The sequence below is a fragment of the Micromonospora sp. KC721 genome (assembly GCF_004348355.1).
Lineage (GTDB): Bacteria > Actinomycetota > Actinomycetes > Mycobacteriales > Micromonosporaceae > Micromonospora.
In genome coordinates this window covers 31983-51501 of record NZ_SMJY01000010.1, presented here as the reverse complement: position 1 = coordinate 51501, position 19519 = coordinate 31983, and the positions used below count along the sequence as shown (strand labels likewise).

Below are 19519 nucleotides of genomic sequence, written 5' to 3'. Positions count from 1 at the left end.
GGACCGTGCCCGCGGGAGCGGCGATCAGCCCTTCACGGCGCCGATCAGGACTCCCTTGACGAAGTGCCGCTGGATGAAGGGGTAGACGGCGACGATCGGCGCGACGGTGAGGACGACGACCGCCATCTTGATCGATTCGGTGGGAGGCATGGTGACGCCGGTGGTGCCGCCGGAGGTGTGCGGTGCCTGCCCGGCCAGCAGGTAGCTCTGCAGTACCCGCTGGATCGGATACATGTCGTTGCGGTCCATGAACAGCAGCGCGTCGAACCAGACGTTCCAGTAGCTGACCGCGTAGAAGAGGCCGACGACGGCGATCACCGCACGGGACAGCGGCAGCACGATCCGGGCCAGGGTGCGGAAGTCGCTGGCGCCGTCGATGCGGGCGCTGTCGAGCAGTTCCTGCGGGATGCCCTGGAAGAAGCCGCGCACGACGACCAGGTTGAACACGCTGATCGCCGGCGGCAGGATCAGCGCCCAGATGGTGTCCTTGAGCCCGAGCCCGGTCACCACGAGGTACCTGGGCACCAGGGGCGGGTAGATCAGGAACGGCAGCAGGAAGTACGCGAGCAGCCAGCGGTAGCCGAGCGACCGGGGTTGGGACAGGCCGTAGGCGGCGAGCACGGTGACGGTCAGCGCCACGGCGGTGCCGATGACGGTGACCAGGGTGCTGACCCACAGTGCCCGGGTGACCGCCCCACCGGCGAAGATCGTCGCGTACGCGGAGGTGTCGATGCCCTTGGGGACGACCACGAGGCCGCCGGCCTCGGCTATGGTCTCGCGGGAGGAGAGGCTGGTCACCAGGATCACCCAGAGCGGGAAGAGCACGCTGAGCACCAGCAGGCCGAGCAGGACGGCCTTGAAGCCCTGGCCGATCGCGGTCGGGTTCTCCTCCCACACCGGCCGGCGGCCGCGGCGCGTGGGTGACTGCTGCACGACGGTGTCGGTCATGACCTTGAGTAGATCCCTCGTTCGCCGAGCATGTGCGCGACCCGGTTGGCGGCCAGGATCAGGCAGAGCCCGATGGCAGCCTTGAACAGGCCGGCCGCCGCGCCGTACCCGTAGTTCCCGGTGGCGATGGAGAAGTGGTACACGAAGGTGTCGAGCACCTCCGACGCCTGCCGGCCGACGGCGTCGCGCTGCAGGAGGAACTGCTCGAAGCCGACGGAGAGCGCGTCGCCCAGACGCAGGATGAGCAGCAGCACGATCACCGGCCGCAGGCCGGGCAGGGTGATGTGCCACAGCCGCCGCCACCGCCCGGCACCGTCGGCCGCCGCGGCCTCGTAGAGGTTCTGGTCGATGGTGGAGAGGGCGGCGAGGAACACGATGGTGCCCCAGCCGATGTCCTTCCACACCGCCTCGGCGGTGACCAGGATGATGAACGTGTCCGGGTTGGTCATGATGTTCCACGGCTGCATCCCGGCCTCGCGCATGGTCTGGGCCAGCAGACCGGCGCCACCGAGCATGGCGACGAAGAAGCTGACGACCAGCACCCAGCTGAAGAAGTGCGGCAGGTACACGACGGTCTGGATGAAGCCGCGCAGCCGGCTGGAGAGCAGGTTGTGCAGCATGATCGCCAGGACGATCGGCAGCGGAAAGAAGAAGACCAACTGGAACGCGGTGATCGCCAGGGTGTTGCGGAACGCGTCCCAGAACGCCGGGTCCTCGAAGAGCAGCTGAAACTGCCCGAACCCGATCCAGTTGCTGTTGACGAACGCCTGGAGGGGGTTGTCCCCGAGGTAGGGGTTGTAGTCCTGGAAGGCGATGACATTGCCGAGGATCGGCACGTAGCTGAAGACCAGCAGGATCACGAAGCCGGGCGCGACCATGGCCAGCAGCTGCCAGTCGCGGCGCAGCCGGGCCCGCAGCGACAGGCGGCGGCCGGTGCGGCGGGGGGCCGGCACCGGCGTGGTCGACGCGTCGGGCCGGGTCCGGTCGGACCCGGCCGCGACGGTGGTGTTGCGTGTGGTCATCGGGCGGCCTTGGGCAGCGACTGGGCGAGCAGTCGCCTCGCCTCCTCACCCCCGTTGGCCTTCCACTCCGCCACGATGGCGTCGACGTCGGACAGCGGCCGGCGCCCGCGCAGGACGTCGGTGAACTTGTCCTCGACCGGCACCTGGTTGGCCTTGTACGTGGCCGGCATTTCCAGCTTCACCCCGTCCCAGGGGTCCTTCTCCAGGTACTTGACCATGTCGTTGGAGTACGTCAGGAGGTCCTGGACGTAGTTGGGGGTGTCGGGGTACGGCCCGATGGTGGGGTTGCGGCCGCTGATGAAGAAGTACTGGTTGGCGATCTCCTTGAACGCCAGATCGGTTTTGGACGGCCCGTTCGGCGTCCGGGTGTGGTGCTTGCCCTCCACCCCGTAGTCGCGCAGCTGCGCCTCCTGGGTGCCCAGCGGCGCGGAGCACCAGTTGATGATCCGCAGCAGTTCCTCAACCCGGTCCTTGCCGAGGCCCTTCTTGACGAAGGTGTAGGAGATCGGCTCGTCGTCGCCCCAGACGAGGGGGTCGCCGCCGGTGGCGGAGAAGATCGGCACCGCCTGGATGTTGAGCTTGGCGTTGACCTTCTGGTGCTCGGCCTGGGCGCCCTGCCAGAAGCCGGTGCCGGTCTGGTGGAAGACGACCTGGCCACTCTTCGCGAACAGCTGGCCGGCGTCCGCGCCCTTGCTGGCGACGAGATCGGGGTGGACCAGACCGTCCTTGTAGATCTTGGCCATCACCTCCAGTGCCTGCCGGAACTCCGGGGTCTCGTACTTGAACTCCGGCGTCCCGTCGGACTTCAGCCGCCACCCGCCCTTGGAACCGGGCGCCTTGTGGAACATCTGGATCATGGCGAAGATGTCGCTGAACGCCCACACCTTCTTGGCCGGGTCGGTGACCTGCTTGGCCATGGTGAGCAGTTCGTCGAGGTTCTTCGGGATGGCCAGGCCCCGATCGTCGAGCATGTCCTTGCGGGCGAACAGTGCCCAGGGGAACGGCCCGTCGGTGGGGTTGGGCACGGCCATCAGCCGTTCGTTCCAGATCGCGTGGCGCCACGCCCCGGTCGGGAAGGTGGCCAGCATGGGGTACGCGTTGACGGCGTCACCCTTGAGGTGGTCGGTGAGGTCCTCGAAGATGGCCTTGGCCGCCTCGGAGAAGCGCGGGATCTTCTCCACCTCCCAGCCCGGCACGCAGAGCAGATCGGGCACGTCCCGGGCACCGAGCATGGCGTTGAGCTTGTCGGCGTAGGTGGTGCCGTCCTGGACGGTGAAGTTCACCGGCGTACCCAGTTCCGCGTTCACCGCCTGCAGGTAGGCGCTCTGGGCGACCCCGGGCGGGGCCGGCCCCCAGGCCGGGGTCATCGCGGTGACCTGCGCTCCGCTGGTGCCCGGCTTGTCGGTGATCGCGTCGACCAGCGTCCCGGGGTACTTCGTGTATCCGTCCGGGACGGGGCGGGTGCCCTTGACGTCCGGCGTGAGGTTCAACGCCAGATCCTTCCGCGCCGGCAGGAGGTCGGCGAACTTGTCCAGGTTCTGCGCGGCGCCGGAACCGGCGGGTTTCTCGCTGCACCCGGCCAGCAGCGGACCACCGGCGACCGCCGCCGCGCCCAGGCTCGCGAGGCCGAGGAAGGAACGGCGCGAGGCTCCCGCGCCGGAGTTCGGAGATGTCATCGGTTCCCCTTCGAGAAGGGCGGTGTCGAGAGGACGCACACGGCTAGAGTGAGTAGTTGGTCTGGATACCAAACAAACTAAGGGACGATCGAAGGCTCCCACAAGGGGCCGAGGACCCTGAGCCGAGGCAGATGCCGTGGCGACGAGGAGGCTCGACACATGACCCCCGGGAGATCGACGACCACCGACCGGTCCCTCACCTCCCGGGCCGGGCTGACCTGGCGCCGCAGTGAGGTGCTGATCGGCCCCCAGCCGGCCGCGGCGCACCCCGTGGTGTCGGTCAAGGACCCCACGGTGGTGCGGTGGCGGGATCGTTGGGTGGTGTACGGCACCACGGCCGACGCGCGGTCCCTTGCTCCGTGCCGCCGGTTGACCTAGGGTCGGAAAGCGCTTACCCCACCCCGTCTGTCGAGAGGGCGAGCGTGCCACCAGTGAACCGGCCCCTGTCCCCCGGCATCTGCTCGGTGACCCTGCGACACCTGCCCGCGTCGGCGGTGCTGGACGTCACCGCCGCCGCCCGGCTGTCCTGCGTCGAGTGGGGAGCCGACGTGCACGTCCCGCCGGGTGACCGCGTGACGGCGGCCCGGGTACGCGCCGAGGGCCTCGACCGGGGCATCCGGGTCGCCTCCTACGGCTCCTACTTCCGCGCCGGCCCGCACACCGCCGAGGACTTCACCGCCGTGCTGTCCAGCGCGGTCGCGCTCGGCGCCCCGCGGATCCGGATCTGGGCCGGCACCGTCGGCTCCGCGGCGGCCACCGTCGAGCAGCGCCGGGCGGTGGTCCACGAGACCCGGGCCGCGGCACGGCAGGCCAGCGACGCCGGGATCGAGCTGGCCTTCGAGTACCACTCCGGCACACTGACCGACACCGTCGGGTCGACGCTGGACCTGCTCGCCGACGTCGGGCATCCCGGCGTGCGCACGTACTGGCAGCCGAACGTGGGGCTCGCCGACGCCGACGCCCTCGACGACCTGCGGCAGGTGCTGCCCTGGGTCGACACGGTGCACGTGTTCTCCTGGTGGCCCCGGCAGGAACGCCTGCCGCTGGCGGCCCGCGACCGGCTCTGGCGCGACGTGTTCACCCTGCTGCGTGGAACCGGACGCCAGCACGACACCCTGCTGGAGTTCGTGGTCGACGACGACGCCGACCGCGTCGCCGACGAGGCGGCGACCCTCACCCGCCTCATCGGGGAGGACGACCGTGGCTGACCGGGGGTTGCTCGCCCGCCGCTGGGAACTGCTCGGCGCCGATGCCCGGGAAGCTGCCCTCGCCCGGGGGCGCAAGGCCATCGGGCTGCCCCCGCCCGGTGACCGGCGGGCCTGGTCCCAGGTGGACGAGGTGACCGTTCACGCGATCATCGAGCGGGCCGACAGGGACCGACGCGAGCCGTGGCCGCAACTGCGGCTGTCCGACTACGCGCGCTACTGGCGCGACGGCAACCGCACCGCCTACGAGGAGCCGGCCGGCGAGCTGCGCCGGCGTACCTCCGTGGCGGTGCTGGCCGCCGCGCTCGCCGGGCAGCCGTACCTGGACGAGGCGGCGGACGGCCTGCTGGCGCTCTGCGAGCAGACCACCTGGTGCTGGGCGGCGCACGACACCTTCGCCGCCGAGCGCGGGCAGGTGGTGCCCGACCTCGACCACCCCTACCTCGACCTCGGCGCCGCCGAGACGGTCGCCGTGCTGGCCTGGGCCGACCTGCTGCTGGCGCCGGGCCTCGACGCCCGGGTGCCCGGACTGCGCGACCGGATGCGTCGGGAGGCCCGGTTGCGGGTGGTCGAGCCGTTCCTGGGCAGCCGGGAGTGGCACTGGCTCGGCCTGGACGGGCACCTGCACAACTGGAACCCGTGGATCCACGGTCACCTCCTCGCGACCGCCCTGTTCCTGGTCGACGACGCACCGGTACGGGCTCGGGTGGTCGACCTCGTCGTCGACGGCCTCGACCGGTACCTCACCGCCCTGCCCGCCGACGGCGGCTGCGACGAGGGGTACGCCTACTGGTGGAACGGGCCGGCCCGGCTCGCCGAGGCCCTCGACCTGCTCGACCGGGCCACCGACGGGCTACTGGACCCGTGGCACTGGCCGCCCCTGCCCGAGCTGGCCCGGTACCCGCACCGGATGGCGCTCGGCGACGGGTGGTACGTCAACGTCGGCGACGGCCCGGCCCGCCCCGACGCCGGGCAGGCGTGGCACGTGGTGCACCGGTGGGGTCGGGCCACCGGCGACCAACAGGTCGTCGCGCACGCGGCGAGCCACCGCGTCCCGGGTACGCCGGCGGTGACGGCCGACGCCGGGCTGGGCAGGGCCGTGCTCGGGCTCGCCGACGGGTCGTGGGCCGCCCAGTCGCCGGCTGCCGCGCCGTTGCCCGCGACGTCCTGGCTGCCCGAGGTCGAGGTGCTGGTCAGCCGCGAGCACCCCGGCGCCACCCGAGGGCTGTGCGTGGCGGTCAAGGGCGGGCACAACGACGAGAACCACAACCACAACGACGTGGGCTCCTACCTGGTGGCGCTCGACGGGGCGCCCGTGCTGGTCGACCTCGGGCAGCCGACCTACACGGCGATCTCCTTCACCGCCCGGCGGTACGAGCAGTGGGTCACCCAGAGCCAGTGGCACAACCTGCCGGTCGTCAACGGCCACGGGCAGTCCCCGGGGCCGGGGTTCCGGGCCGTGGCGATGACCGTCGACCTCGGCCCGGACGGCGACACCGCCCGGCTCGACCTCGCCGGCGCGTACGCCCCGGAGGCCGGCTGCCGGTCGTGGCAGCGGCAGGTACGCGTCGACCGGCGTACGGGGACGGTCGCCGTGACCGACACCTGGCAGGTCGACGACCCGGCCGACGTCCGACTGCACCACGTGATCGCCGGCGAGCCGCTCGCCCACCAGGCCGGGGAGCTGGCCATCCGCTCCCTCGGTGGGCGCGTGCTCACCCTGGCGTGGGATCCGCACGCCGGTGCCGGCCGGCTCGAACGGCACGTCGTGGACGATCCGCTGCTGTGCGGTGTCTGGGGTGCGGCCGTCCACCGGCTGGTCCTCGTACCGCCGGCAGCGGCCGCCGGCTCGTTCACCCTGACCGCCTCGGGAGGCCAGCATGACCGTCGATGACCGGCGGCTGTCCCCGTTCACCGGCTACACCCGGGCGCACTGGGCCGCCTCGGCGGACCGGATGCTGCTGGCCCTGCGGCCGTACGCCTCGGTCGACCACGCGCGCATCGACCTGCCGGGGCACGCCAGCGCGTACGGCCGGGACAGCGACTCGCTGGAGGCGTTCGCCCGGTCGTTCCTGCTGGCCGCGATCCGCCTGCGCGGCGAGTCGGGCGCGGATCCGCACGGACTGGCCCAGTGGTACGCCGACGGGCTGCGGGCCGGCACCGATCCCTCCTCGCCGACCGCGTGGCCGCGTCCGGACCGGCTCGACCAGGCGAAGGTCGAGGCCTGCTCGATCGCGCTGGGCCTGCACCTGAGCCGGCCATGGCTGTGGGATCTGCTGACGCCCGGTGACCGCGAGCGGATCGTGGCCTGGCTCGGCACCGTGGTCGGACAGGAGTACCCGCCGATCAACTGGGTGTGGTTCCAGATCGTCGTCGAGACGTTCCTGCGTTCGGTGGGTGGCCCGTGGTCGGCCGACGACGTGGAGCGCGGGCTACGGGTCCACGAGTCGCTGTACCGTGCCCACGGGTGGTACAGCGACGGACCCGAGCGGGCCTACGACCACTACGGCGGGTGGGCGCTGCACGTCTACCCGCTGCTCTGGGCGGAGCTGGCCGGCGAGTTCTGCCCAGAGGAGCTGCGCCGCTCCTGGCGCACCCGGCTCGCCCGGTTCCTCGACGACGCGGTGTCCCTGATCGGCGCGGACGGCTCCCCGCTGTTGCAGGGCCGCAGCCTCAGCTACCGGTTCGCCGCCGCCGCACCGTTCTGGGTGGGCGCGATGACCGGCACCAGCGATCTGGCCCCCGGGGTGCTCCGGCGCGCGTGCAGCGGCATTCTGGCGCACTTCGAGGCCAACGGGGTGCCGGACGAGCGAGGGTTGCTGACGCTCGGCTGGCACCGCGAGTGGCCGGCGATGGCGCAGTCCTACTCCGGCCCCGGCTCGCCGTACTGGGCGGCCAAGGGGATGCTCGGTCTGGCCCTGCCCGCCGACCATCCGGTCTGGACGGAGGCCGAGGGGCCGCTGCCGGTCGAACGCGACGACGTGGCCGCCGCACTGCCGGTGCCCGGCTGGTTGGTCAGCGGCACCCGCCGCGACGGTCTGGTGCGGATCGTCAACCACGGCACGGACCATTCGGTGCCGCACGACGAGCGGGCGGACTCGCCGTTGTACGCCCGACTGGGCTACTCGACGGCCACCCTGCCGCCGCTGGTCGGGGCGGCGGTCGGCGACCCGTCGGACAACTCGGTGACGGTGGTGGACGGGGCGGGTCGGCGCACCCATCGCAACGGTTTCGAGGCGCTGGGCTGTGAGCTGGTGGACGGCGTGGGTCGGGCCGTGTCGCGGGCCCGGGCGCACTGGGTCGCGACGGAGGACGACCACGGTCCGGACCACGGCTCGGGCCGCCGAGGAGCGGTGCGGCACGGTCCGACGCTGACCATGGGGTCGCTGCTGCGCGGCGCGGTGGAGGTACGGGCGGTCCGGGTCGACTCGACGGTCGGGCTGGACGCCGCGACCCGGCTGGAGTTCAGCGGTTGGCCGGTGGCCGGTGACGCGCCGCCCGAGGCCCGTACGCCCGCCGACCTCCCGGGGGTCGAGGTGGCCGCCGGCCCGCTGGTGTCCTGTCTGGTGGGGTTGGTCGGGCTGGACACCGCCGAGGTACGCCGGGAGCGGCACACCTGCCCGCTCGGCGAGCACGTGGCGGTGCCGCTGCTGCACACCACGCAGCCGCCCCGCGTGGGCGGGGTGTACGTGGCGGCGGTCGTCCTGCGGGGGGCGGACGCGGCGCAGCACGCGCTACCCACCGTGACGGTACGCCCGGACGGGGCGGCGGACACGGTCACGGTCCGCTGGCCGGACGGCCTGACGTCGACCCTGTCCCTGCCGGCGCCCCCCACACGGGACCATCGTTAGGACCGCGATCACCTCAGCCGACGCGGAAGCCGACAACAGCCTGATCAGCGCGGGGCGGAAGCGTCGCCCAGCGCAAGGTGCGGACCGTTTCACCGTCGGGTCGGGTCAGACGTCGCGCGCCACGGGCGGTGGCCCGGCGAGGTCGCCGGGCCACGCAACGGGTTGTGCTCAGATGGAGGCGAGGGTGTATTTCCCGTCGCAGGTCTTCGTGTCGACGTTCTTGGCGGTGAGGTGGACCTCCCGTTCGGCGGTGCCGTTGCTGCTGTCGATCAGCTGAAGGTCGTGGGAACCGGTCAGTTCCAGTTCGCAGCCGAGGTCCGGCTGCACCCCCGGCACGAACGCGGTCGCCGCGGGAGCGTTGTTCCAGTGCTCGGTACGCTGTGAATTGGGGGCGAGTGCGCCGATCGACCAGGAGTGTTCGATCGGAGTCGAGCCGAGCACGACATCACCCTGGCAGGTGATGCTGCCGACATTCTTCACCTCGTAGGCCACGTCGAAGACCGTCGCGACATCGCCCTGGAAGCGGTGCGTGTACCGGACGCGAGTGACTTCCAGCTTGCACGGATCGCTACTCGTGGACCCGGAGGGCAACAGGCCCAGCCGGTAGATTTTCCAGTCGTCAACGGCGCTTTCCACGAACTGCTTGGTTCCGCCGGGCGCGATGCCGCCGGTCGACCTGACGATCGCGCCAGGAATCATGTACACCATGACGTTCGCCGCGCAGGCGATGGAACCGATGTTCTGGATGGTGTACCAGAAGTCTTTGTTTCCCTCCGGACGCTGCTCGTTCCAGACCCGGGTGACCTTGAAACGGCAGGCGTTCGAGGTGCTCGCACCGACCGGTGAGAGGCTGACGTGGAAGGCATGGTCCGTCACGACGTTCCGCCAGCGACCGTTCGTCGTCGCCCCGGCGGCCAGCGTGCCGGTGAACCACCTGTGCACCACCGTCCCGGACGAGGCCGCGGCGGCCCGCCCGGTGGCATCCGCCGCGGCGGGCGTGGCCGTCGCGGCGGAGGAATGCAGACCCACCACGGCCACGGTGGACAGTACGACGGACAGAAGCACCGGAAGTGATCGGCGCATGGTGCTCTCCTCTCGACAGGTGCCGCCCGCGCGGAGCCGCGGTGGCACCTGTCGAGAATGCAAGCGGCAGGTGCCGCGCAACGGGCCACTTGCGGGTCACTCGGTGAGGACCACTGCGGCACCCGGCTGTCGTTGACGTCAGCCTGTCGCTCATCCGCCCACGCCCGACCGTCGAAATTCAAGCTGAGGCTCGCGGGCCAGGGGCACCACCGCCGGTCAGCGGGACGGGCGGGGGGTGGAGGACTCCCGGATCACCAGCTCGGGGGTGATCAGCACGCGCTGCGAGGAGCGGCGCCTGCCCTCCAGCAGCCGGCCCACCATCAGCTCGACCGCCACCCGGCCCACCTGGCTCTTCGGCGGCCGGACCGCGGTCAGGGCCGGCTCGGCCAGGTGCGCGACCTCGTCGTCGTACGAGACCAGGGCGAGGTCGTCGGGGATCGACACCTGCTGCTCGGCGCAGTACTGGGCGATGGACATCGCGTCGGGGTCGCCGTGCACGATCAGCGCCGTGGTGCGTGACTGCCGACACCGGCGCAGGATGTTGTCGATGATCTCCCGGTGCCCCGGTGCGTCCAGCGCGACCGCCTCCCGGATCACCATGTCGTCGGGCAGGCCGAGGTCGGCGCAGGCCAGCGCCCATCCGCGGGCCAGGTGGGCGGAGGTGGGGCTGCCCTTGGAGAGCACCAGTCCAATCCGGCGGTGGCCGTGTTGGTGCAGGTGACGCACCGCCATCTCCAGGCCCAGCGAGTGGTCGCTGCGCACCCACTCCAGCTGGCGCAGGGTGGGCGTCCATCGTGGTGTCTGCCGCTCCACCAGGATCGTCGGCACGGGCAGGTTCCCGATCCAGCCGATCATCTCGTCGACCCCGTCGCCCTCCAGGCTGGGTGCCAGCAGCAGTCCTTGGACCTGCTGCGACTCGATGAGTCGGGTGATCTGCCGACGGTCTTCCTCCGGGTCGTAACTGGATCCGCGTAGTTGGATGTGTACGCCGAGGGAGGCGGCGGCGGTGCGGGCGCCGGTGACGATCGACGGCCAGTAGTAGTCGAGCGACGGCACGACCATGCCGATGGTGAAGCGGGTGGGCGCCGGGCGTTGCCGCCGGGGCTCCGGCCCGAGCTGGGTGGGTAGCGTCGCCCCGCCGTGCACCTTCGTCAGCAGGTTCTCCTCGGCCAGGGCGGTGATGTCGCGGCGCACGGTGAGCTCGCTGACGCCGAGGGTCCGGGCCAGTTCCTTGACCCGCACCGCTCCGTGGCGACGCAGCTCCTCCATGAGTCGCTCGCGGCGCTGGAGGTTGAACATCCGGTCTCTCGGCATGGAGTCGTCCTCCAGACTGTGTTCGTTTACGAACGTTTCGGATCGATCGAGACCGGCTCGTAGCGACCGTGTTCGGAATAGGTTATCCATGTCACCGACACGAATTCAAAGGCTCCGCGACGGTCGAGCGTCGGCCAGCGATCCGTAACCGGGGAGACACATTGACGGTGCAGACCAAGCAGCAGGCACTCGTCGTGATGGACCGGGACTCCTTCCGCGCCCACTTCGACGAGGCACGGCTGGCACGGCTCGCCGAGCTGGTGGCCCTGGCCGACCCGATCTGGGTGGACGACCTGGACTCCCCGGCCGCCCGCGCCCGGCTGGCGGTGGTCGAGGTGCTGGTGACCTCCTGGGGGACTCCGACGCTGACCGCCGAACGGCTCGCCGCAGCCCCCGCCCTACGGGCCGTCTTCCACGCCGCCGGCAGCGTCCGGTCCCTGGTCACCAGCGAGGTCTGGCGGCGCGGCATCCGGGTCACCAACGCCGCGGACGCCAACGCCATCCCGGTCGCCGAGTACACCCTCGCCGCGATCATCTTCGCCGGCAAGAAGGCGCCGTTCATCGCCGCCGACCCGGAGGCGGCGTACCAGGGCTGGGGCCACCGCGACGGATACGGGGACCTGTCGAACTACCGCCGGACCGTCGGCGTGGTCGGCTTCTCCCGGATCGGTCGCCGGGTCGTCGACCTCCTCGGCTGTCTCGACTCCGCGCAGTGTCTGGTGGCGGACCCGCACGCCGACCCCACCGAGGTCGCCCTGGCCGGCGCGACCCTGGTGGACCTGCACGAGTTGCTGCCGCGCAGCGAGATCCTGTCGCTGCACGCCCCCGCGCTGCCCAGCACCTACCACATGATCGGGGCGGCGGAACTCGCGCTGCTGCCCGACCACGCGACGGTCATCAACACCGCCCGAGGCAGCCTGGTCGATTCCGAGGCCCTCGCGGCGGAGTGCCGATCGGGCCGACTGTTCGCGATCCTCGACGTCACCGAACCCGAGCCGCTGCCCGCGGACGCCGCGCTGCGTAACGCGCCCAACGTCATGATCACTCCGCACATCGCGGGGTCGCTCGGCTCGGAGATCCTGCGGCTGACCGACCACACCCTCGACGAGCTGTCCCGGTGGATCGCCGCCGAACCGCTCCGGGCCGAGGTCACCCCCGAGGCCCTGATCCTGCACGCCTGATCCGCTGGCGACTACCCCCGGTCGTCGCGCTTGAATCCCCCGATGAAGGAGTTCCTTGTGAAGAGAAGGTTCACCCAGGCCCTGGCGATCGCCACCGGTATCGCGCTGGCCACCACCGGCTGCGGCAGCGGCGGGAAGTCCGCCACCACCTCCGACGGCAAGACGATCCTGACGGTGGCGCTGTGGAACTACGACACCACGCCGGAGTTCAAGGCCCTGGTCGAGGCGTACGAGGCGGAGCACAAGGATGTCGACGTGCAGCCGGTCGACATCCTGGCCGACGACTACCCGCAGAAGGTCACCACCATGCTGGCCGGTGGGGACACCACCGACGTCATCACCATGAAGAACGTCATCGACTACGCCCGGTACGGCACCCGCGGGCAGTTGGCCTCCCTCAAGGACGAGGTGGGCAAGCTCGACAAGAGCAAGTACCGCGGCCTGGACGCCTTCGACCTCGACGGCGACTACTTCGCCCTGCCCTACCGCCAGGACTTCTGGGTGCTCTACTACAACAAGAAGCTGCTGGCGAACTCCGGCGCCGACCTGACCAGCCTCACCTGGCAGGAGTACGCCGACCTGGCGAAGAAGACGACCAAGGGCAGCGGCGCGGACACCGTGTACGGGACGTACCAGCACATCTGGCGGTCGGTGGTGCAGGCCGTCGCGGCGGCCCAGACCGGCGGCGACCAACTCGGCGGTGACTACACCTTCATGAAGCCGCAGTACACCATCGCGCTCGACCTGGAGCGGTCGGGGGCGACCTTGAAGTGGGCCACCGCCAAGACCCAGAAGGTCACCTACCACTCCATGTTCTCTGAGGAGAAGGCGGCGATGCTGCCGATGGGCACCTGGTACGCCGCCCGGCTGATCGACGAGAAGAAGGCCGGCAAGATCAAGGTCGACTGGGGCATGGCGCCGCTGCCGCAGGCCGCCGAGGGTGGGTCGACCACGTTCGGCTCGCCGACGGCGTTCGGGGTGAACAAGAAGGCCCGCAACGCCGAGGCGGCGCGGAAGTTCGTCACCTGGGCATCGGGCGAGAAGGGCGCGGCGGCCATCGCGAAGATCGGGGTCTTCCCGGCCTACGCCGACCAGGCGATTCTCGACCTGTACTTCGGGGTGGACGGGATGGCCAACGACGAGGTGGCGAAGAAGGCGTTCCAGCCGGGCGAGGTGAAGCTGGAGATGCCGGTCAGCGAGAAGTCCTCCGACGTCGACACCATCCTCAACGAGGAGCACGATCTGATCATGAGCGGCGAGAAGTCCGTGGACGCCGGCATCGCCGAGATGGGCAAGCGGGTCAAGTCCGAGGTCGACTGACCGCCGGGTGCCCCGGGGGCCCATCGCCCCCGGGGCACCGTCCACCTCAGGGAAGGAGGAACGTCCGGGCCCCGGACGAGCACCCACCATGGTCTCCACCACCGCATCCGCGTCCACCCCCCGGACGCGCAGCAGGCTCCGCCGGCGCAACACGCTGGCCGGCTGGAGTTTCATCCTGCCGAACTTCATCGGCTTCGCGGCCCTCACGCTGGTGCCCGTCGTCGCCTCGCTGGCCCTCGCCTTCATGAAGTGGAACTCCTACAGCACGCCCGAGTGGGTGGGCCTGGACAACTTCCGCCGCCTGGTGGACAGCGAGAACTTCTGGATTGCGCTGTACAACACCACCTACTACGCCGTCGGCCACGTGCCGCTCACCCTCGTCGCCGCCCTGGGCTTCGCCGTCCTGCTCAACCGCAAGCTGCGCGGGGTGCGGTTCTTCCGTACCGCGCTGTTCTTCCCGTACATCACCTCGCTGGTCGCCGTGGCAGTGGTCTGGAACATGCTGTTCAGCCCCGACGCCGGCCCGGTGAACCAGTTCCTGCGCGCGGTCGGCGTCGACAGCCCGCCCGGCTGGACGACCTCGACGACCTGGGCCATGCCCGCGCTGATCATCACCAGCGTCTGGCGGGACATGGGCTACTACATGGTGCTCTACCTGGCCGGGTTGCAGACCATCCCCGGTGAGCTGTACGAGGCCGCCAAGATGGACGGCGCCTCCCCCTGGCAGCGGTTCTGGCACATCACGCTGCCCTCGCTGCGCCCCACCACCTTCTTCGTCCTGATCATGCTGACCATCTCCAGCTTCAAGATCTTCGACCTGGTCCAGGTGATGACCGAGGGTGGTCCAGGCCGCTCCACCCTCGTCCTCTCGCAGCTGATCTTCCGGGAGGGCATCGAGCAGGGCCGCTTCGGATACTCCTCCGCCATCGCGATGGTCCTGTTCGTGATCGTCCTGCTCATCACGGTGGTCCAGTTCCGACTTCAGCAGAGGAAAGAACGATGACCGCGACCGCCACCACACCGGAGCACCGGGACGGCTCCCCCACCGGCGCCGCCCACGTCCGGCCCCGGACGCCGCGCCGGCGGCCCCCCGCCGTGGCCGGCCGGATCGCCCTGCACGTCCTGCTCACCGTCCTCGGGCTCGCCGTCATGGTTCCGTTCCTGTGGATGGTGACCTCCTCACTGAAGCTCGACTCCCAGGTCTTCACCATCCCGATCCAGTGGATTCCCGAGGAGTTCCACTGGGACAACTACACCCGCATCTGGGAACGCATCCCGCTGGTCACCTACCTGAGGAACTCGCTGTTCCTCAGCGTCGTCATCACGGCGTTGCAGGTGCTCACCGGCAGTTTCGCGGCGTACGGGTTCGCCAAGGTCCGCTTCCCCGGACGGGACGCGCTCTTCGTGGCGTACATCGCCACCATCGCCGTGCCGTGGCAGGCGTACATGGTGCCGCAGTACATCATCATGGAGCGGGCGGGCCTGGTGAACACCCACCTGTCGCTGATCCTCCTGCAGGCGTTCGGCGCGTTCGGGGTGTTCCTGATGCGGCAGTACTACCTCACCATCCCCGACGAGTTGTGCGAGGCCGCCCGGGTGGACGGCCTGAGCGAGTACGGCATCTGGGCCCGGATCGTGCTGCCGCTGTCCAAGCCGGCGCTGGCCAGCCTCGCCCTGTTGACCTTCGTCAACACCTGGAACGACTACATGGGTCCGTTCATCTACCTGACCAGCAACGACCTGTGGACGGTGCAGATCGGTCTGCGCTCGTTCGTGAGCGTCTACGACGCCGAGTACGCCATGATCATGACCGGTTCGGTGCTGTCGGTGCTGCCGATCCTGACCGTCTTCCTCATCGGGCAGCGCTACTTCGTCCAGGGCATCGCCACCAGCGGGCTGAAGTGACCACCGCATGACCGCTCCCACCCCGCACCGGACGTTCTCGGCCCGGGTCAACGTCAGCGCGGACACCTGGACGACCGTCTGGTCGTTCGTCCACCGGGTGCTCGTGGTCAACCTGGGCCTGGCCGTCACCAACCTGCCGCTGCTCGTGGCGCTGGCCGTGGTCGCGCAGCCCTGGCGCCACCCGGTCTTCTTCGGGCTGCTGTCGATCAGCGTCGGCCCGTCGCTGGCCGCCGCGTTCGGCTACCTCGGCCGGGCGGAGACCCCGGCCGACCAGCCCCCCGTCGGCGTCTTCGTCCGCGCCTACCGGCGGTCCTTCGGCCCCGCGATCGGCCGGTGGACGGCCACGGTGGCGCTGCTCGCCGTGCTCACCACCGACATCGTCGTCCTGCACGACTCCCGGCACGGCGCGCTACTCGTCCCGCTGCTGGCTGTCACGGCGGTCCTCGTGCTCGCCGCGAGCCTGCTGACGCTGGCACTGGCCGTGCTGGCTCCGCACCTGGGTTTCGGGCCGGCCGTCCGGATCGCCGCGTACACCGCGGTGCGGCGGGCCCCACTGAGCCTGTTCAGCCTGGTCCTGCTGCTGGTGGCCGCGCTGTCGGTCAACCAGGCGCCGCTGCTGGGGCTGGCCACCGTACCGGGCTGCGCGTTGGTCGCGGTGTGGGCCAACAGCCGGGCCGCGCTGGCCCACCTCCTCCCCGACGACGAGCCGGAAGGCCATCACCCACCCCGCGAGGAGAGACCATGACCGGACCCTCCACCCCGAGCCGGCTGGCGTCCGTGCTCACCGCGACCGCCATGGCCGTGGCCGCCGCCGCGGTCGGGTCTCCACCCGCCGTGGCCACCACCGGCACCGCCGCCGAGACCGTCCCCACCGTCGTGGTGACCCCGGATCCGTCCTACCGGCAGCCGACCTGGGAGGGCTGGGGCACCAGCCTGGTCTGGTTCGCCAACGCCACCGGTGGTTACCCCGACGAGATCCGCAACCACCTGGTCGACCTGCTCTTCGGTGCGGACGGGCTGCGGCTGAACATGGCCCGGTACAACATCGGCGGCGGCAACGCCCCCGACGTACGCACCGACTACATGAAGGTCGGCGCCACGATGCCCGGTTTCTGGACGGCCCCGCCCGGCACCACCCGCACCGATGTCGACTGGTGGAATCCGGACGATCCCGAGCACTGGAACTGGGACGCCGACGCCAACCAGCGCTGGTGGGTCGACCAGATCAAGGACCGGGTCGACACCTGGGAGGCGTTCAGCAACTCCCCGCCGTACTTCCAGACCGTCAGCGGCTACGTCTCCGGCGGTTTCAACTCCAGCGCCGACCAGATCCGCGCCGACCGGGTCGACGACTTCGCCACCTACCTGGTCCGGGTGACCGAGCACCTGGAGGCCGCGCACGGCATCGAGTTCCACACCATCGAACCGCTCAACGAGCCGAACACCTCCTACTGGGGTACCCAGCTCGGCCCGGACGGGCAGCCCACCGGTGGTCGGCAGGAGGGTGCCCACGCCTCCCCGGCCCTGCAACAGCAGGTGATCCTGGCGTTGGCCCGTCGGCTCGAGAACGCGCAGACCCGGGCGCGGCTCGCCGCCATGGACGAGACCAACCCCGGCACCTTCGTGACCAACTGGAACGGCTACCGCGCCGACACCCGCGCCGTCATCGACCAGCTCAACGTCCACACCTACGGCACCGGCCAGCGCACCTCCGCCCGGGACGTCGCCAAGGGCGCCGACAAGCCCCTGTGGATGAGCGAGGTCGACGGCCACTGGGGCACCGGGCAGAGCTTCACCAGCATGGACCCCGGCCTCGGCATCGCCGAACGGATCGTCGGCGACCTCCGCGAGCTCGAACCCTCGGCGTGGATGTTGTGGCAGCCCATCGAGGACTACAACCCGCAGCACGCGGGGAACAAGAACTGGGGCGCGATCCAGATCCCGTTCGACTGCACCGCCCAGGACACGCTGCAGACCTGTCCCGCCCGGATCAACACCAAGTTCCACACCCTGCGCAACTTCACCCACCACATCCGCCCCGGCGACCACGTGATCGAGGTGAACGACACCGCCAGCGTCGCCGCCGTGTCGGCCAACGGCAGGGCCGCGACCGTGGTGCACGTCAACAGCGCCGACACCGGTCGGCGGATCAGCCTCGACCTGTCCCGGTTCGGACATGTCACGCCGGAGGCGACCGTCACGCCGATCGTCACCGACGCCTCCGGCGCCCTGGTCCGCCAGCGGCCCATCCCGGTCGACAAGAAGTCCGCCGCCTTCACCGTGCCGGCGAAGTCCGTGACGACCTTCGTCGTCGACGGGGTACAGGGCGTCGCCGACGACGCCGCGCTCGTGCGGGCCGGCCACGTGTACCGGCTGCAGGGCGTACCGAGCGGTCGGTCGCTGACGCCCGCCGGCTCGTCCGTGGTGATCCGCACCAGCGACGCGCTCGCCGCCGACCAGCTCTGGCGGATCACCCCCGTCACCACCACCGGCGGGAACCGGTCCCGCTACCTGCTCTCCACCGGGGATCGAAGCCTGGTGCTGCGCGACGGATCCCTCACCCTGGAGCGGTCCTCGACCGCCCTCGCCGCCGACCCGGTCGCGCAGTGGATCCTCTCCACCACCGGCGATGGCACGTACACCCTGGTCAACGCGGCCACCGGCCGGCTGATCGACGTGAGCGACCACGCCACCGCCGACGGCTCCCGGGTCGGCACCTGGACACCGACCTCGCAGAACAACCAGCGCTGGACGATCGTCGACGAAACCGTGCTGTCCACCGTCGACACTGCCGTCTTCACCACCCCGGGCACGCCGCCGGTGCTGCCCGCCACCGTCACGCCGGTCCACCCCGACGGCGCCCGCGGCCTCCTGCCGGTGGTATGGCGGACCATCCCCCACCACAGGTGGTCCAAGCCCGGCACCGTCACCGTCCTGGGCACCGCCACCGATCCGCTCGGCCGCCGGATCTCCGCCCGGGCCGTGGTCACCGTCGACACCGTCGTCGCCACCGAACCGGCCCGGGCCAAGGCGTACCCCGGTGGTCGCCCGAACCTGCCCACGACCGTGACCGGGGTGGGTGCCAGCGGCGCCCGGGTCTTTCTGCCGGTGACCTGGTCCGCTCCCCCGGCCTACGAACGCACCGGCGTCTTCGAGCTTTCCGGGACCGCCACCGTGCCGGGCGGAAGCACCCAGCCGGCGACCGCCCGGGTGCAGGTCACCACGCCGATACTGGTCAACGCCGCGACCGATTCCGGTGTACAGGCCAGCGCGACCTACACCGAGAGCGGCTACTCCGCCGACCGCCTGCGCAACGGGATCAGTACGGAGAAGGGCTGGTCGAACTGGCGCTCGGGTACCAAGAACAGCAGCGACACGCTGACCTTCCTGCTGCCGTCCCGCCGGGACGTCGCCAGCGTCACGGTCCACTTCCACCGCGACGGCAACAGCGACACGTACGCCCAGTCGCTGCGCGCCGAGGTTCGCGACCCGACCGGCGCCTGGGTGCGGGCCAGTGACGAGATCAGCGTGCCGGGCGGCGCGCCCGCGCCGGCTCTCACCGTGCCGCTGTCCACCGTCACGACGACCGACGGGGTACGGGTGGTCCTCACCGCCCGCCCGGGACTCTGGATGACCGTCGGCGAGGTGCAGATCCTCACCGCGGCACCCGGGCGGTCCTCGGACGCGGCCCTGTCGGCGCTGTATGTCAACGGCAAGGCCCTACCGGGCTTCACGCCAGACGTCCTCGAATACACCCTCCCCGCCAGCGGACAACTGACGGCGACCCCGCGCGACCCGTACGCGGGGGTGTCCACCGCCCTGGTGCGTGCCGAACGCACCGCCACGGTCACGGTGACCAGCGAAGACGGAACCCAGACCCGTACCTATCGGGTGCGGTTCCGGCGCTGACGGGGGCCGGGGCGGGGCCGGAAGAACCGGCCCCGCCCCGGCGGCGCTGCGCGCACGGGGCGGCACCACGCCCGTGCCCGGTGACCGCATCCCAGGAGATGCCCG

General features: G+C 70.7%; 15 protein-coding genes. 10 read left to right on the top strand and 5 right to left on the bottom strand.

Annotated elements, in window-relative coordinates; all coding sequences use genetic code 11:
• Positions 1-24: 24 nt before the first annotated feature.
• The 3 genes from E1182_RS03640 to E1182_RS03630 are packed head-to-tail and all read right to left on the bottom strand — an operon-like array spanning position 25 to position 3646.
• Complete coding sequence (locus tag E1182_RS03640; RefSeq protein WP_132261182.1) at positions 25-948, bottom strand: carbohydrate ABC transporter permease; 924 nt, start codon at positions 946-948, stop codon at positions 25-27.
• Complete coding sequence (locus tag E1182_RS03635; protein WP_132261181.1) at positions 945-1970, bottom strand: sugar ABC transporter permease; 1026 nt, start codon at positions 1968-1970, stop codon at positions 945-947. Before E1182_RS03635 ends, E1182_RS03640 begins: the two co-directional genes overlap by 4 nt.
• Positions 1967-3646 carry an extracellular solute-binding protein gene (locus tag E1182_RS03630; RefSeq protein ID WP_132261180.1) on the bottom strand — a complete coding sequence of 560 codons (1680 nt, stop codon included), beginning with the start codon at positions 3644-3646 and terminating at the stop codon, positions 1967-1969. Before E1182_RS03630 ends, E1182_RS03635 begins: the two co-directional genes overlap by 4 nt.
• 159 nt (positions 3647-3805) lie before the next feature.
• Between E1182_RS03630 and E1182_RS03625 the strand changes: the two genes are divergently transcribed.
• From E1182_RS03625 to E1182_RS32795, 4 genes are read left to right on the top strand one after another with little or no spacing between them, the layout of a single operon-like run.
• Positions 3806-4024, top strand: a complete 219-nt coding sequence (locus tag E1182_RS03625) for a hypothetical protein (RefSeq protein ID WP_132261179.1) — start codon at positions 3806-3808, stop codon at positions 4022-4024.
• Between the two features lie 53 nt (positions 4025-4077).
• Positions 4078-4854, top strand: a complete 777-nt coding sequence (locus E1182_RS03620; protein WP_207921252.1) for a sugar phosphate isomerase/epimerase — start codon at positions 4078-4080, stop codon at positions 4852-4854.
• Positions 4847-6745, top strand: a complete 1899-nt coding sequence (locus tag E1182_RS03615) for a heparinase II/III family protein (RefSeq protein ID WP_243706010.1) — start codon at positions 4847-4849, stop codon at positions 6743-6745. Before E1182_RS03620 ends, E1182_RS03615 begins: the two co-directional genes overlap by 8 nt.
• Positions 6732-8702, top strand: coding sequence for a DUF2264 domain-containing protein (locus E1182_RS32795; RefSeq protein WP_132261177.1), 1971 nt, complete (start codon positions 6732-6734; stop codon positions 8700-8702). The genes E1182_RS03615 and E1182_RS32795 overlap by 14 nt, the downstream gene beginning before the upstream one ends.
• A 168-nt stretch (positions 8703-8870) precedes the next feature.
• Here the strand turns inward: E1182_RS32795 and E1182_RS03605 are convergent, their stop codons facing one another.
• Complete coding sequence (locus E1182_RS03605; protein WP_165942494.1) at positions 8871-9866, bottom strand: hypothetical protein; 996 nt, start codon at positions 9864-9866, stop codon at positions 8871-8873.
• Positions 9867-10001: 135 nt separating this feature from the next.
• Positions 10002-11099 carry a LacI family DNA-binding transcriptional regulator gene (locus tag E1182_RS03595; protein WP_132261174.1) on the bottom strand — a complete coding sequence of 366 codons (1098 nt, stop codon included), beginning with the start codon at positions 11097-11099 and terminating at the stop codon, positions 10002-10004.
• A 167-nt stretch (positions 11100-11266) separates the two neighbouring features.
• On the opposite strand from E1182_RS03595, the gene E1182_RS03590 reads away from it, so the two are divergent.
• The 6 genes from E1182_RS03590 (at position 11267) to E1182_RS03565 (ending at position 19414) form a co-directional block, all read left to right on the top strand.
• On the top strand, positions 11267-12280 hold the full coding sequence (locus tag E1182_RS03590; protein WP_132261196.1) for a hydroxyacid dehydrogenase: 1014 nt from the start codon (positions 11267-11269) through the stop codon (positions 12278-12280).
• A 42-nt stretch (positions 12281-12322) separates the two neighbouring features.
• A complete protein-coding gene (locus E1182_RS03585; RefSeq protein WP_243706009.1) occupies positions 12323-13600 on the top strand; it encodes an ABC transporter substrate-binding protein in 1278 nt (425 codons plus the stop codon).
• 88 nt (positions 13601-13688) lie between these two features.
• The gene (locus E1182_RS03580; RefSeq protein WP_132261173.1) at positions 13689-14603 is read left to right on the top strand and encodes a carbohydrate ABC transporter permease; all 915 of its coding nucleotides are present in this window, start codon (positions 13689-13691) and stop codon (positions 14601-14603) included.
• Positions 14600-15505 carry a carbohydrate ABC transporter permease gene (locus E1182_RS03575; RefSeq protein ID WP_132261172.1) on the top strand — a complete coding sequence of 302 codons (906 nt, stop codon included), beginning with the start codon at positions 14600-14602 and terminating at the stop codon, positions 15503-15505. The genes E1182_RS03580 and E1182_RS03575 overlap by 4 nt, the downstream gene beginning before the upstream one ends.
• 7 nt (positions 15506-15512) lie before the next feature.
• A complete protein-coding gene (locus tag E1182_RS03570) occupies positions 15513-16250 on the top strand; it encodes a hypothetical protein (protein ID WP_132261171.1) in 738 nt (245 codons plus the stop codon).
• Complete coding sequence (locus E1182_RS03565) at positions 16247-19414, top strand: glycoside hydrolase (RefSeq protein ID WP_207921251.1); 3168 nt, start codon at positions 16247-16249, stop codon at positions 19412-19414. Before E1182_RS03570 ends, E1182_RS03565 begins: the two co-directional genes overlap by 4 nt.
• Positions 19415-19519 lie beyond the last annotated feature (105 nt).